This window comes from Streptococcus sp. C150, assembly GCF_000187445.1.
GTDB lineage: Bacteria > Bacillota > Bacilli > Lactobacillales > Streptococcaceae > Streptococcus > Streptococcus raffinosi.
In genome coordinates this window covers 1,467,068-1,481,477 of the sequence record NZ_GL698449.1, presented here as the reverse complement: position 1 = coordinate 1,481,477, position 14,410 = coordinate 1,467,068, and the positions used below count along the sequence as shown (strand labels likewise).

The window sequence follows — 14,410 nt, the reverse complement described above, 5'->3', positions numbered from 1 at the left end:
CGACCCCTTTATAGACGGTAGGGTATCGCCACCTAGATATCGAAGTGGCGAAGCCTATCCGATGGTATATCTTCCTATCTGTGTTCTTATGTAGGAAGTTGAAATCAAGGTTCTTATTCGATAATGACTATTAAGATCACTTTATCATCTTAAAGTGGTCTTTTATATTTTTTTACCGTTCGGGACATATAGCCACTTTTTGGGACGCTAGCTTCTAAACAACTCCCCGAGTGCTATACTAAGGATGTGATTGAGAAATCACTTAAGGAGGTCTTGTCATGGCAACTCAAACAATTGAAAGCTGTAACACTCTTGATCCCTTCAACACTTGCTAGTGTTGAAGGGGGAAAAGTGGATTGGGGACGTTTACTAAGTGGGGCTAGTGGTGTTGCTGAGGGAATTTATTTCTGTGCCGCATCAGGTGCTCCACTCTTTACGCTTGCATCTTATGCTATTGTAGGGTGTGGAGTTGTCGGAGCTGGTCTTGGTTATGCTTTCCCACATTAATTAAAAATTTACTAATCATGAAACTACAAAATAATGCAGTAGCATTACAGTTATTAAGACTAGGTAGTGCTGCAATAGTTGTTTTTCTCATTAATTTAGGTTTTTACCTTTATGAGAAAGAGACTCCGGTATGGGTTCTGTTTGGATTAGGCTTGCTTACTATATTTGTAGGAGTGATCAACATTATTTTTTACCGGTTATCAAAAAAACAATCAGTAACAAAAAGCTATTTGACGCTAAAACAATCATTTGGTATTTTCCTTAGTGTTTCATTGTTTGTCTTGTGTGTCGAGTTTTTCAAACTACTAACACTAACGGACTTTACGGATCGTATTGTATTATTTATTTTAATGCTTTTATTGATTTTATTTGATATTCTTACTTATTTTCAAGTTAAAAAATATTTCAAAAGGTAAAAGGTATCCATACTCATGACCAAAAAACGTCTAGTGTCTCTAATAATGTCTATGGGCTTCATCCTTGTCGCTGTACATAATTTGGGAGAAAAACTGAGTTTTGGACTTCAATGCCTAAATCTTATTGGGTTATGTCTTTTTCTCTTTCTTATGTGTACAATTATCGAGGACATAAGGTCAGACAAGTAGTGACATTCATGTCACTACTTTTTTATCGGCTTCAAATCTATAATAAAATTCATAGCTTGAGATAAAAAAGCTAAAAAATAATATTTTGGAGGTTATTAGAATGACTACACAAACAATTGACACTTTTGAGACACTCAACCTTGAGTCATTTGTAACCGTTGAAGGTGGTGATGAATGATGTTTGATTTGAAGAGTTATATTTTAGGGATGGTTTGCATGGCCTTGATGACTTTTTTAGATAAGCCTATTATGTCATTTCTTGAAAAATACAAGGCTACCAATTCCGCTAAAAAGAAATCTTAATTAAGATACCTTGTCAATTGCTGGTCTGTGAATAGCATGTGAAAAATGGTTGAAAATTTCGATATAAGAGAAGAGGTATTTGTAATCATGACTAAAATACGATTATCAAGTACATAAGGTCATGCGAGTAGTGACATTTATGTCACTACTTTTTTTTCGGATTCCAGCCTATAATAAACTCATAGCTTGTGCACAGAACGCTAAAAACACTTTAAGGAGAAAAGTATGTTCAAAAACTCAAAACCGTATTTACTGGCTACCATTCTCATAGGAATGGGCCTCGCTAATCTATTTAGAAGCTTGGATGCAGTTCACCATACCATTAACTTGCTAGGGCTAACGGTGCTTCTTTATAGCTTACTTTTTAAAAAATGGGGACAGTTTCAAAAGTAACCTTTGTCCCCTTTGAACGTGAGGTGCTTGCAAATGCTTATTTTTGATGTTCCCGAAGTGAAATTATTCTTGCTAATAATAGCGGAGATTATATTATATTTGATTGCATATCTTAGAAATAGAAAAAACAAAGATATGTATATTCGCCTATTTAAAGTATCAGTACTAATGACGCTACTGTATTACATCTCCAGTAGAATGTAATCGCTAAGGGCTTACTTGAGATCTTACAGCAGTATAATAAAATACAGAAAGGAATAGAGTTAAATGTAATAGCTTATTCGGTTTACAAGACTGACTGAGGTTATTCATTCATAGCTTAAGTGTTTTATCATGAAGTTAAAGAATATTAGTTCTAGAGTATTGCAATTTTCTAGGGTCGTCACTGCTGTATTGGCAGTTTTCCTTATAAGTATCAGTATTTCTCTCTACAAAAGCAAGACCTCGCCAGGAACTTGGTTAGCAGTCGGAGTGCTAGCTTTAGTAGTCATTTTAGTAAATGGACTGCTTTACCGTATGCTTAAGAAGCGTCCAGATTCAGAGAGTCGATTAACAATAAAGCAGTCCTTCATCGTCTTTCTTGTCATCTCATTTCTAGTGCTTTGTGTAGAGTTTTACACATTACTGACATTCAGTGATACCACAGACCGTATAGTACTAGCCGTATTAATGCTTTTATTAATACTTTGTGACTTTCTAGCTTACCTTCAAGTCAAAAACTATTTTAAACAATAAACGCATCTGCTTGATGATTCTGTAAGCAATCTAGAAGATACTTTCATAAGTGGTAAGATGGAGTAACAGAAAAAAAGCTTGAAACTAGTCAAGCTTTCTTCGATTAAAAGTATCCATCAGCATCTTAGCTTTGGTACGTGAAAAAGGACAGATACTGCCATTAGTCATTTCGACTTCACGCTTTAATTTGTTGATTCTTATAATGTTGTATGGGTTAATAAGATATGAACGGTGGCAAGATACGAGTGAAGGACTAGCTTTTTCAAGGTCCTTTAGATTTGCACGAAAGGTCATTTGGTTGTTTGTACCATGAAGTATCACATAATGCTTTTGTGGAGAAGTTTCAATATAAATAACTTGATTTAAAGGGATGCGAATAGCTGTATGTTGTGTTTGAAAATCAAAAATCTCATCATTTTCTATCCCAAGTGGTTTCATAGTTATAGCTAAAGCTCTGGTTATCTTTTTTCTAAATTCTATTTCAGAGAGACTTTTGTCGATATAGTCTAGGGCAGATACTTGGTAATCAAAAACTAGTGGCATATACTCTGAGTGAGTAGCGACAAAGATAATAGTAGCATAGGGATTTTTTCCTCTAATGATTTTGGCAATGTCAAGCCCTTTTAATTTCTCTCCTTTAATTTCAATATCCAGAAAGAAAACCTGATCGCTTATATTTGAGGTGATAGCAGATAGTAGTTGATCTGGCTTGTCAAAAGAGTGAACACACGATAGATTTTTTCCGAAGGTCTTAAGTTCCTGAGCTATAGCATTTTCTAAACGTCCCATCTGAATAGGATTATCTTCTAATAAGTAAATCTTCATGGTTTAGTCCCACCTTTCATGATGCATACTGTTTACTGAAAAATTGTAACATAAACCAAAAGAATTTTCAAATTTTATGAGAATAAAATTATTTTTTTATGAGTTTAATGTATTAAAAATTACAATTCGGGACGTATAGCCACTTTTTGGGACGCTAGCTCTGATAGAAAGACTTGAATGCTATACTAAAGATGTGATTGAGAAATCACACGATAAAATTTTAGGAGGTAGTTGCCATGGCAACTCAAACAATTGAAAACTTTAACACCCTTGACTTCGAAACGCTTGCAAGTGTTGAAGGGGGGAAAGTCATTTATTACGGTAATGGCCTATACTGTAAATCAAATGGTGGTTGTTGGGTAGATTGGTCACAAACAATTAATTCTATTCTAACGAATTCTGCAATGAATTGGGGGACTCAAGGACATGCTGGATGGCATACAGGTGGTGTTGCTCCATAATTTTGGAGATGACTTACGTTTTAGCGGATTGAAACAAGTTTTATTATCCTATAGAGGTGAGCTTGCAAAATCCCAATCTTCAGCTCCTTATATTCTAAGTAGAATGTCGATAGAGATATCAACAATTGTTAGGAAAGACAAGTTAATATTGACTCCCTATGTTGAGGAGAGTATGGCTGAGTTAAGAAAATTACTAAGCATTCGCTACGGATATTGACTCTGTTGATGATGATATTTATTAAGGAGGCAGGCCAATGCTTACAGAACTAACATATAACGACCTTGAAGTAACCCAAGGTGGCGCTGTTTGTCGTATGCCAAATGTGAATAGCAAAGAGGGGGCCCCTCTCAAAGACGGTTGGGTATCACCACCTAAATATCGAAGCGGTGAAGCCTATCCGATGGTTTATATACCTATCTGTGCTATTATGTAAGAACTTGAAATTAAGGTTCTTATTTGATAAGAATTTTAAAAGTCCCTATTATTATCTGAACTTTCAGGTGATAGTGGGATTTTTATATTCTTACCATTTGGGACGTATAGGCCCTTTTTGGGATGCTTGCTTCTATGAGAGTTGTAAATTGTTAAACTAGACTAAGTAATCGAAAGGAGTTTATGATGAAAAAACGTGCATTAACGCTTTGGTTGATGAGTACATCTATATTACTGAGCTTATCAGTTGGTTCAGCTTTAGCTGATGAGGTGATAGAAACGGGAGTTGATAGCTCACCAAAAGTTGAAGTAACAGCACCTACCACAGTAGAACAAGCATCAGATAGTCAGGAGCAGTCAAAACCTGAGGATAGTCAGACATCACCTGCCACTGAATCGGTAGCCTTAACTAAGTCCGAGGAGGAGACCGCAGATGATATTCCTGAGGTCTCTCGTGAGGAATACGAGACCAATGTTGCAGATTTACCTAAGATAAGCTTAGATGATGTGCGTAATGCTTTCACTGAGGATGGACAAGCCCATACCATTTATTTTGGACGTGGCACTTGTTATTATTGCCGTCAATTTTCACCCGAGTTGAAGGTCTTGAATCAACTGATGGATGGACGTTTAGAGTATTATGATACAGATCGTGAGGATTTTGACAGAAACTATGTGTTTGGTGTGATTGGTATTCCAGGAACACCGACACTACTCTATTTAGAAAATGGTCAATTATTATCAGGCTGGGTTGGTGGTGGAACTGTCCAAACAGTTTACGACCATTTAGCCAGTTCAAGTCCACGATTTATGACCTTGAATCAGGGGCAACCAACCATCTCTGAACTTCAACCCCAAACTGAAACTGTCCGTCCGACAGAACTAACCAAAGAGGGTACGAAAGAGAAATCTTTGCCAACTGTTCAACCACAGCCGATGTCAACGGTTCAGAAGGAACTGATCGCTCAAACAGGTCAAAGGCCACTAAAGGCTGGCAAACTAGTAGACGCTAAAGTTCTTCCAAAAACAAATGATGGTGAGCAAACATCGGTATCTTTTGTAGGAACATTGGCAATTTTAACGTCACTAATGTTGGCATTAAGATATTATTATAAATAAGTAAAAAGATTGAGTATCTCGGAACTAGCCCCAAAAAATGAGACACAAGAAAAACACTTCTGTTGAAGTCTAGTAAACTAGAAACAGGAGTGTTTTGTTATGGTCAAAAAAGCATATTCATTAGAAACTAAGTTAGCCTGCATCGAAATGAAAAAGGCTGGTAAGTCCAACAAGAGCATCATGGAGACCTTGGGAATTAAGAATGTCAGTCAAATCTACACCTGGATGAGAGGTATGAGAATGATGAGCTACATCGTTTTCATCAACCTCTGGGGAAACAATATACCTATGGTAAAGGAATGGAACAGCTATCCGAAGTAGAACAGTTACGCCTACAAGTGGAACTACTAAAAAAGTATCGCAGCTTGGTAAGACAATCGATAAAGTAAGTCTTATCAAGTTTGTGGAAGAATATAAGAAAATCTATCCTGTCTCAGCTATTTTGGACTGCTTCGGCGTCAAACGCTCAACCTTCTACCGTTGGAAAAAGGACAGTAAGAAGCCTGAGAAGAGAGATGAAATGGTCGAGAAAATAGATCAACTCTGTATGCAAAACCAGTTTATCTACGGCTATCGTAGCATCACCCGATTGCTCAAGAAAATTCATAGTCTTGTCGTTAATCGCAAGAAAGTTTATCGTATCATGAAGGAGAATGGATGGCTCTGTCGGACACGTCCTAAGAAGGAACCAAATCTAGGTAAACCTTACCATGTAACAAACAATAAGCTGGATCGTGATTTTCAAGCAGATAAGTCTATGGAGAAGCTTGTCACTGACATTACTTATTTATACTTTGGTAAATGTAAGCTGTACTTGTCCTCCATCATGAATCTCTATAATCGTGAAATAGTAGCTTATACCATCTCGGATTGTCAGGATACGGACTTTGTGTTGGATACGCTCCATCAATTGGAATTACCTCAAGGAGCGATCTTACATAGTGATCAGGGATCGGTTTACACCTCAAAAGCTTACTATCAGGCTTGTGTAGAAAAAGGCATCACCCACTCCATGTCCCGTAAGGGAACACCAGCAGATAATGCCTGTATCGAATGGTTTCATTCCGTCCTAAAGTCTGAAACCTTCTATCTCCATAATTGGAGAAACCTAACCAAAGATAGTATAACAGATATTGTTAAAAATTACATCATATTTTATAATGAAACTAGAATTCAACAGAGATTAAATGACCAGTCTCCTGTAGAATACAGAAAACCGGCCTCATAAATATGTTTTCTTGTGTTCCATTATAAGGGTACAGTGCCGAACTAAGGTGTTCCCTTTTTTAACAACCTTATTAGCAACCAGTTGATTATCTATGATGGTATTGTCACTGGTTGATTGGATTACTGCGATAACCTTGGTTGGCTCTATACTTCCTCTAGACATGACTGTGACTTCCTTCTTAGCAAAAAAAGCGAAAAGAAAAAGGAAAATAACTAACAAAATCAAGGGAGTAATCAAGACAGTAGACATATTGTGGTAGCGACGATGGTAAAACTCTGTGCTTTTAAACAACTGTGGATTCATCGTGTTTCCTTTTCCTCACTTTCTAAATAATTGATAATAGAAACCTGGATAAGACATCAGGTCTTGATGAGAGCCTGTCTCCACTACGCGTCCCTGATCAATGACTACGATACGGTCGGTCCGCTCAGCGATACTAAGCCTGTGTGCTACAAATATGATTGTTTTATCTTTTAGTGCTAGGAGGTTATCAATAACCTTCTTTTCTGTCAAAACATCCAATCCACTAGTTGCTTCATCTAGGATTAGTACAGGAGATTTCGTTAGTAGTGCACGCGCCAAAGCGATACGTTGCTTTTGCCCTCCAGACAGACCTGCTCCATCAGACAGCTCTGTCTGAAACCCCATAGGCATGTTTTCAATATCTTGACGAATTTCTGCTATTTCACAAGCATTCAAAATACCGGCTTGCGTAATACCCCGTGCTGCACCTAAAGTAAGATTTTCTAAAACACTACCACTAAATATATAGGATTGCTGAGGGAGATAGTTAATATGTTGACGAAGAGTTTTCTTGTCTATGCGACTAATATTTTGACCATTAAAATCTATGTGCCCCTTATATGGTTGATAAAAATTGACTAACATTTTAGCTAGAGTAGTCTTACCAGATCCACTGACACCAACAAAACTGATCTTTTCTCCTTGTCTAATCGTCAGACTGACATCAGTCAAAGTATCACGACCAAAACCATATTTATAGGACAAATCCGTAACAGTGATGTCTCCATCCGCAATGCCTTCTTGATAGGTATCATCACTTTGTCCAAACTCTGATTCAATCAGATAGACCTCATTGAGCCTAGTATTAGCTACCGTAGCAGACTGTAACTTGGTTTGCAGGTTAATGATATTTTCCAAAGGATTCGTGAAGTAGGAAAGCAACATATTAAAAGTAATCAATTGTCCTATCGAAATGGTATTTCCCATCACCATCTGAGCACCTGTCCAGAGGATAAGTACATTTAAAATAAGTTGAGCACCTTGTTTCAATGATGTTTGTAGTATAGATAACTTAGAAAGGCGAAGAGAGTTGTCTAGATAGTCAACAAACTCACCATCAATCTTTTGATAGCGTACTTCTTCGCTGGTTAGTGATTTTATGGTTTCAATCCCATTAATGTCCTCAATGATAGCTGAACTAACCATAGCATTACTCTGCATGACGTCATGATTCATTCGCTCAAAAGGTTTCATAAAGGTAAAAACGATAAGGGTATAAATTGGAACCGAACAAAGAACTAGCCAGAAGAGATTGCTATTTTGTATCAGTAACACGCCTCCTACGATAATCACAATAGAGAAATCAAGGAAAAGTGATAATATCGTCGAAGCCATAGCATCGATAATAGTATTAGCATCACTAAAACGTGAGGTAACCTCCCCTGTACGTCTTGTGGCAAAAAAAGACATTGGGAGTTCAAAGATATGTCGTATGTAAGACAAGATAACGTCAATGGTCAATCGCTGACTCAGTATGGTTAAGAGATAATCTCTTGCAAAAGTTATCATTTGTTGTAAAACATAGGTCACAACTAATCCAATTGAGATAATTCCCAAGGTAGACTTCATTTGATTAGGGACATATTCGTCTAGAATACCTTGTAAATAATAGGAACCTAAAATATTTATTAAGGTAACCAAGAGACTGGCCAAGACAATAGTAGCTATCAAGGACCTTTGTTTAAAGATCAAAGGGAGAAAGTCCCAGAGTCCATTTTTCTCATCCTTATGTGGTTTATAACTGGGTTCCGGTCCCATAAAAAGAGTAACACCTGTCCACTCTTTCTCAAAACGCTCTTTAGTCATTTTAGTTACTTTTACACTTGGATCAGGGTCTCCAATTATCAGATGATCCTTGGTGCTTTTATAAATAACATAATAATGTTGAAGCTTCCCATCTTTATTAACATGAGCAATAAAAGGATAAGTAACATCTTCCATCTCAAAGAGCGACATATCAGCCTTTATAGCTCTCGTTTCAAAGCCCATTTTTTTAGCAGCCTCTACAAGACCTAAGGCAGTTGTCCCTTCTTTATTGGTCTTCGCCAACTCACGCAGATGTGCTAATGAATAATCTGAACCATAGTACTTGGCCACTGATGCCAAGGCAGCAACTCCACAATCCCTCATGTCTATTTGAGGGACAAAAGTCCTACGAAAACGAAACATACCAAACCCTTTCATCACAAATTATCATATGATTAGTATGTCATATTTTCAGGATAAAAAGAGCCAGCGTCCCAAAAAGTTGCTATACGTCCCAAACGGTAAAAAAAATCTTAAAGTCATCTCCACTATTACCATTTAAGCCGTATTTTGGGTCATTTAGGACAAGTTCATTGTAATCGATTTCAAAGTGATACAATAGTTATTATAAGGAAACATTCTAAAATAGTCCTACAAGCATACGTATTTGATCTAACCATTATTACTGTGCCAGCCCTGGTATTTCCAAAGGCAACCATGACTGCTGATAGCCTCGGAGCCTATCTCTATCATATGATGTCATAAATTGATTATTTTTATTCCGAAATGGGATAACATTATGAAAAACGTCAATCCATATCTCAAAAAATCCTATCAAAAAAGGCTAAATTGAACTGCACCCCAAAAGTTAGACAGAAAAAATCTAACTTGGGGTGTTTTTATTATGAAATTGACTTATGAAGATAAAGTTCAAATATACGAACTGAGAAAGCAAGGAGAAAACTTAAAACGACTTTCAAATCAATTTGGGGTGAACGTTTCTGGTCTAAAGTACATGGTGAAATTAATTGACCGTTATGGAATAAACATCGTCAAAAAGGGAAAGAATCGTTACTATTCTCCTAAATTAAAACGAGAAATGATTGATAAAGTTCTATTTGAAGGTTGTTCTCAACAAAGTGTTTGCCTGGACTATGGCCTCTCAAATCAAGGATTGCTCAACAATTGGATAGCACAATACAAGAAAAATGGGTATACTATTGTTGAGAAAACAAGAGGGAGACCGCCTAAAATGGGACGTAAGCCAAAGAAGAAACCTGAAGAGATGACAGAGCTAGAGCGACTTCAAGCAGAAAATGAGTACTTAAGAGCGGAGAACGCTGTTCTAAAAAAGTTGAGAGAACTCCGATTGAGGGACGAGAAAGAGCAAAGAGAAAGACAGAAATTGTTCAAGAATTAATCACTGAGTTTTCGTTAGATATTCTTCTAAAAGCCATTAAACTTGCTCGTTCGACCTACTATTATCACTTGAAACAGCTAGACAAACCAGATAAGGATCAAGGGCTTAAAGCTGAAATCCAATCTATTTTTACTGAACACAAGGGAAATTATGGTTATCGTCGGATACATTTAGAATTAAGAAATCGTGGCTTTTTGGTCAATCATAAGAGGGTTCAGAAGGAACTGAACGCTCAAACAGGGCAAATGGCCCCAATGACTGATAAAGTAGCAGACACAAAAGAATTCCCTAAAACAAATGACGGTGAGCAATCACTTGTCTCTTTTGTGGGGGCATTAGCAATCTTAGCTTCACTCATGTTAGCACTGAGATATTATATTAAATAGGTAAAAAGATTGAGTATCTCCCTCAATTTTTTTCATTTTGTATATGAATGACCATTCAGGACATATAGCCACTTTTTGGGACGCTGGCTTTTAAATGACTATCAGTGTGCTATACTAAAGATGTGATTGAAAAATTAGTTGAAAGAAATAAGGAGGTTTTCTTAATGACAGGACTTAAATGGTTTGCAGGAGGTAAAGAGAGACGAAAACAAGCAGTAGCTATCATCGATGAAGTAATTGAAACTATTGGAGATAAGCCAGATTATGCTGATTTGAAGCAGGTCCTCCACTCCTACCGAACGGAACTTGCAGACTCTCGTTCAGCCACTCCCTATATCTTAAGCAGGATGTCACTAGAAATATCCGAAGTGGTCAGAAAAGACCAGCTAACCTTGTCTCCCTTTATCGAGGAGCGAATGGCAGAGTTGCGAAAATTGCTAGCGATTCGTTATGGCTATTGATGTCATTAGGGAGGATTTCTTGGTTTTAAGGTTGAGTTGTCCATTGAGAATTTGTGTTGTTCCACTGTCTTGGATATATCATTTGTTTAAATAACATTAAAATGAATCGTAAAAATTGAAGCCTAAATCTTGTTTATTTCTAAACAATCAAAAAATCCCATGGGAGTTCTCATCCTATGGGATTTTTTGCGATAAAGACTAATAAGGCAGTGTCATCTGACTTTGGCTTAGGTCCACAGTCACTTCATAGTCACTATTGTCCCGAATAGTGTGCTCAAAGTCTGTGGTATAGAGAACAAGTCGGAGCTTGTCACCCTTGTTGAGTTTGTAGATGGTTGGCTGCAAGTCTAAACCGATAGTCATCCATTCATTTGGAGTGACATTCTCAATGCTAAGGAGGTTCTTGCGATTTTGCAGGTTAAGGTGTCCTTTGGTAATGACACGGTATTTGGCCTGCTTGAATGGCAGTTCACGTAAGGCTTCTTCCTTGAAGAGGCGGCCATTGTCTAAACTCATGCGTTTGAGTGCGGGAATAGGTGCGAGATATTTCTTGTCCCCCATTTCTAGAACTTGGGCCGAAATGAGACCACGGTTTGTGCTAGACTTAACCTTGAGCTCTAGGTGGACACGGCCATTAATCTGGATGTCTTGGTCCAGTTCAAAGTCCAAGGTAATGGCATTGGCTTTGTCTGCAAAGAGGTCGTCTTTGAAGCTTTGGTAAGCTTTACCGTATTTGGCAAAGGTTTCCTCTTCATAATGGTTAGCGATACTAGCTTCAGTCTCACCAAGATGAATGTGTTTACCATTGTCGTGCCCAAAGTTATCGAGAACCTCCCAAGTCTGATCAGACTGGTTGTTTTGCCAGATAATAGTAGGCAGTGTGTAGCCATTATCTAAGCCAAGGAGTTTCTGACAAATCAAGGCATTCATGCTTTCTCGGAAGTCAATAGACTGCCAAGCATTCATGTAAACGTGGGCACCATTGTGGAAGAAGAGGTGTTTTTCAAGAGAGTCTGGAAGAGCATTGAACATTTGATAGACGTTAATCGGCTTGACGTTCCAATCCTGGCTACCGTGTGTAAAGACTACAGTAGCTTTGACCCGGTCTGCAAATTGCACATAGTTGCGGTCGTGCCAAAATTGGTTATAGTCCCCATGCTTACGATCAATAGCTGTGCTTAGCTCCTTAAGGTAGGCCTCGTAGTTTTTTTGGTGGCGTAGGTATTCTCCAGCTAATAGGGCACGAGAATAAGTGAATTCAGTCAAGGTATCGAGATCCTCACCAGGGTAGCCTCCAGGACTAACGAGGAGTCCATTTTCACGATAGTAGTCGTACCAAGAAGAAATACCTGCTTCAGCGATAACCATCTCCAAACCGTCAACGCCAGTTGTAGCAAGGGCGTTGGACATGGTACCCAAGTATGATAGTCCAGTAGTAGTCACTTTACCAGAAGCCCAATCTGCAGTGATTGTATGCTGTCTGTTGCGGCTAGTAAAGGCGCGTGCACGACCATTGAGCCAGTCGATGACAGCTTTATAGGCCAGAACTTGTTGATAGTCTCCAGAGGTCATGAAGCCTTCGGAATTGAAGGTACCGACACCTGATACATAGATAGAAGCCACGCCACGAGCTAGCATGTAATCGTTAAGTGTGTAGGTATCTGTGTGAGCAAAACGCTCTTGTGTCTTTGTGACAGGATTGATAGGCGTAAGGTCTGCTTCAGGTGCCTTGATTTCAGGGTGGCTAAGAGAGATATCACCAGCTGTTTTGACGAGCAAGTCTCCCTCCATCTTATGGGTGAGCTTATCTGAAGCAGGTTCATTAGTCCCTTGTTGATAAGGACTTGCGGTCATCATGACTGGAACTGGGAAGTCCACATTAGGGCGTAAGATAGTTACTTTGACCAAGTCTAGCTGCCCATCTTTGTCGGTATCTACTGGTGCTTCCACATAAACCACCTCACGGTGAAGCTGATTAGTGTCAAATGTTGCCAAGCTCTTACCATTAAAGAAGACGTAATCATTACTTACAGGGATTAAATCCTGAGCTACTAACTGATCAACTAAGGTATTGCCAGACTGTGTGCGTGTTGCCAGTAATTGATGCAGGTTATTAAGGCTACCATCAAAAGTGATTGGAAAAGCCATTTTCTCTAGAAAAGCAGCACTGTCTGTAAAGTCCACATTAGGGACAAATCCTAGCATTTGAAGAGCTACCAAACCAAAGACGTCAGCAGTCAAAGGACGGTCTGACTGGAAGAAGGTTAGGAGGTCAGTCTCCTCATCAGCAATCCAATTTTTCAAAGCTAAGTCGGTGTCTTCAAAGAAGAGGAAGGACTTACGAACAAAGGCTTCAAAATTATCCTTGGCACTAGCATTTAGAGAGACTTCAAAGCCCAAAGAACGGAGTTCCTGACAAGCCATTTCAGGACTTACTGGGATGTAACTAAACTGATTAAATTTCATACTTTAAAACCTCAAAAAAAGAATACGTAAACATTTCAGAAATATCTTTACATCAGACATTATACTTGATAAAATGATAGATGTCTAAATTATTGTAAAATGTGAAAGGAAATAAAGAGACAAATGAATGATTTTCTAAAAGAAGCGCTCAGTCATGATTGGATTATAAAGTACATCACTGAGTTTATTGGGACAGCTTTGATGGTTGCACTTGGTAATGGTTCGGTTGCCAATGTTGAGCTTAAAGGGACTAAGGGTAATAAGTCTGGATGGCTTGTTATTGGTTTTGGTTATGGTTTTGCGGTAATGATGCCAGCACTTATGTTTGGTGATGTTTCTGGTAACCACATCAACCCAGCCTTCACAATTGGTCTTGCGGTTGCAGGTATCTTCTCATGGGTAGCTGTTCCAGGTTACTTGATTGCTCAACTTCTCGGTGCTTTCTTAGGACAAGCTATCGTGGTTTGGGTACACCAACCTTATTATCTTAAAACTGAAAATCCTAACAACATCCTTGGTACTTTCTCTACAATCTCTGCTGTTGATGATAACTCAGACTCAGAGGAAAATCACAAACGTGCTTGGCTTAATGGTTTTGCCAACGAGTTCGCTGGTTCATTTATCTTGTTCTTCGGTGCGCTTGCTATGACAAACAACTATTTTGGTCATAAGTTGATTGCACAAGCTACACAACTTGGCTATGATAAAGAAGCTATCGCAGGTCAAATGGCTAACGGGGCACTTGCAGTTGCCCACATCGGTGTTGGTTTCTTGGTTGCAGCCTTGGTTATTTCATTTGGTGGTGCAACAGGTCCAGCTCTTAACCCAGCCCGTGACTTGATGCCACGTCTTCTTCACCACCTCTTGCCAACATCAGTTCTTGGTGAACACAAAGGTGATTCTAAATGGTGGTATGCTTGGGTTCCAGTTGTAGCTCCAACTGTTGCGGCGATTTTGGCTATCTGGTTGTTCAAATCACTCTATCTTTAATCAATACAAAAAAATCTGAAGTTTAAGCT

General features: G+C 38.4%; 13 protein-coding genes and 3 pseudogenes. 12 read left to right on the top strand and 4 right to left on the bottom strand.

What is annotated here, in order from left to right:
• Window positions 1-246 precede the first annotated feature (246 nt).
• From HMPREF0848_RS10940 to HMPREF0848_RS10965, 4 genes are all read left to right on the top strand, one after another.
• Window positions 247-507: a hypothetical protein gene (locus HMPREF0848_RS10940; protein WP_008535498.1), complete on the top strand. Its 261-nt coding sequence runs from the start codon at window positions 247-249 to the stop codon at window positions 505-507.
• Between the two features lie 17 nt (window positions 508-524).
• Window positions 525-923 (top strand): hypothetical protein, encoded by a 399-nt coding sequence (locus tag HMPREF0848_RS06700; protein ID WP_008535497.1) that lies wholly within the window; start codon window positions 525-527, stop codon window positions 921-923.
• A 717-nt stretch (window positions 924-1,640) separates the two neighbouring features.
• Window positions 1,641-1,808 (top strand): hypothetical protein, encoded by a 168-nt coding sequence (locus HMPREF0848_RS10745; protein WP_008535496.1) that lies wholly within the window; start codon window positions 1,641-1,643, stop codon window positions 1,806-1,808.
• Window positions 1,809-2,141: 333 nt separating this feature from the next.
• Entirely contained in the window at window positions 2,142-2,543 is a 402-nt protein-coding gene (locus HMPREF0848_RS10965) for a hypothetical protein (RefSeq protein WP_008535494.1), read from the top strand.
• Between the two features lie 84 nt (window positions 2,544-2,627).
• On the opposite strand, the gene HMPREF0848_RS06675 is transcribed toward HMPREF0848_RS10965, so the two are convergent.
• Window positions 2,628-3,368: a LytR/AlgR family response regulator transcription factor gene (locus HMPREF0848_RS06675; RefSeq protein ID WP_008535493.1), complete on the bottom strand. Its 741-nt coding sequence runs from the start codon at window positions 3,366-3,368 to the stop codon at window positions 2,628-2,630.
• 236 nt (window positions 3,369-3,604) lie between these two features.
• Here HMPREF0848_RS06675 and HMPREF0848_RS06670 point away from each other — a divergent pair, with 236 nt between their 5' ends.
• The 5 genes and pseudogenes from HMPREF0848_RS06670 to HMPREF0848_RS10475 form a co-directional block, all read left to right on the top strand.
• Window positions 3,605-3,829: a leucocin A/sakacin P family class II bacteriocin gene (locus HMPREF0848_RS06670; protein ID WP_008535492.1), complete on the top strand. Its 225-nt coding sequence runs from the start codon at window positions 3,605-3,607 to the stop codon at window positions 3,827-3,829.
• Complete coding sequence (locus HMPREF0848_RS10480) at window positions 3,795-4,046, top strand: bacteriocin immunity protein (protein WP_008535491.1); 252 nt, start codon at window positions 3,795-3,797, stop codon at window positions 4,044-4,046. The genes HMPREF0848_RS06670 and HMPREF0848_RS10480 overlap by 35 nt, the downstream gene beginning before the upstream one ends.
• A gap of 37 nt (window positions 4,047-4,083) precedes the next feature.
• The gene (locus HMPREF0848_RS06665; protein WP_008535488.1) at window positions 4,084-4,263 is read left to right on the top strand and encodes a hypothetical protein; all 180 of its coding nucleotides are present in this window, start codon (window positions 4,084-4,086) and stop codon (window positions 4,261-4,263) included.
• A 185-nt stretch (window positions 4,264-4,448) separates the two neighbouring features.
• The gene (locus tag HMPREF0848_RS06660) at window positions 4,449-5,381 is read left to right on the top strand and encodes a thioredoxin family protein (RefSeq protein ID WP_008535486.1); all 933 of its coding nucleotides are present in this window, start codon (window positions 4,449-4,451) and stop codon (window positions 5,379-5,381) included.
• 99 nt (window positions 5,382-5,480) lie between these two features.
• Window positions 5,481-6,606, top strand: a pseudogene (locus HMPREF0848_RS10475) (transposase); the annotation flags it as partial.
• A 36-nt stretch (window positions 6,607-6,642) separates the two neighbouring features.
• Here HMPREF0848_RS10475 and HMPREF0848_RS06645 read toward each other — a convergent pair.
• Window positions 6,643-6,912: pseudogene (locus HMPREF0848_RS06645) on the bottom strand (bacteriocin secretion accessory protein); the annotation flags it as partial.
• Window positions 6,913-6,927: 15 nt separating this feature from the next.
• Complete coding sequence (locus tag HMPREF0848_RS06640; protein WP_037609054.1) at window positions 6,928-9,081, bottom strand: peptide cleavage/export ABC transporter; 2,154 nt, start codon at window positions 9,079-9,081, stop codon at window positions 6,928-6,930.
• Window positions 9,082-9,562: 481 nt separating this feature from the next.
• Here HMPREF0848_RS06640 and HMPREF0848_RS10685 point away from each other — a divergent pair.
• Together HMPREF0848_RS10685 and HMPREF0848_RS06620 are read left to right on the top strand one after the other, a co-directional pair.
• A pseudogene (locus HMPREF0848_RS10685) lies at window positions 9,563-10,299 on the top strand (IS3 family transposase); the annotation flags it as partial.
• A gap of 329 nt (window positions 10,300-10,628) precedes the next feature.
• Window positions 10,629-10,925, top strand: coding sequence for a bacteriocin immunity protein (locus tag HMPREF0848_RS06620; protein ID WP_008535478.1), 297 nt, complete (start codon window positions 10,629-10,631; stop codon window positions 10,923-10,925).
• A gap of 198 nt (window positions 10,926-11,123) precedes the next feature.
• Here HMPREF0848_RS06620 and HMPREF0848_RS06615 read toward each other — a convergent pair whose 3' ends face one another.
• A complete protein-coding gene (locus tag HMPREF0848_RS06615; RefSeq protein ID WP_008535477.1) occupies window positions 11,124-13,391 on the bottom strand; it encodes a Xaa-Pro dipeptidyl-peptidase in 2,268 nt (755 codons plus the stop codon).
• Between the two features lie 123 nt (window positions 13,392-13,514).
• Here HMPREF0848_RS06615 and gla point away from each other — a divergent pair, with 123 nt between their 5' ends.
• Entirely contained in the window at window positions 13,515-14,381 is an 867-nt protein-coding gene (gene gla, locus HMPREF0848_RS06610) for an aquaglyceroporin Gla (protein WP_008535476.1), read from the top strand.
• Window positions 14,382-14,410 lie beyond the last annotated feature (29 nt).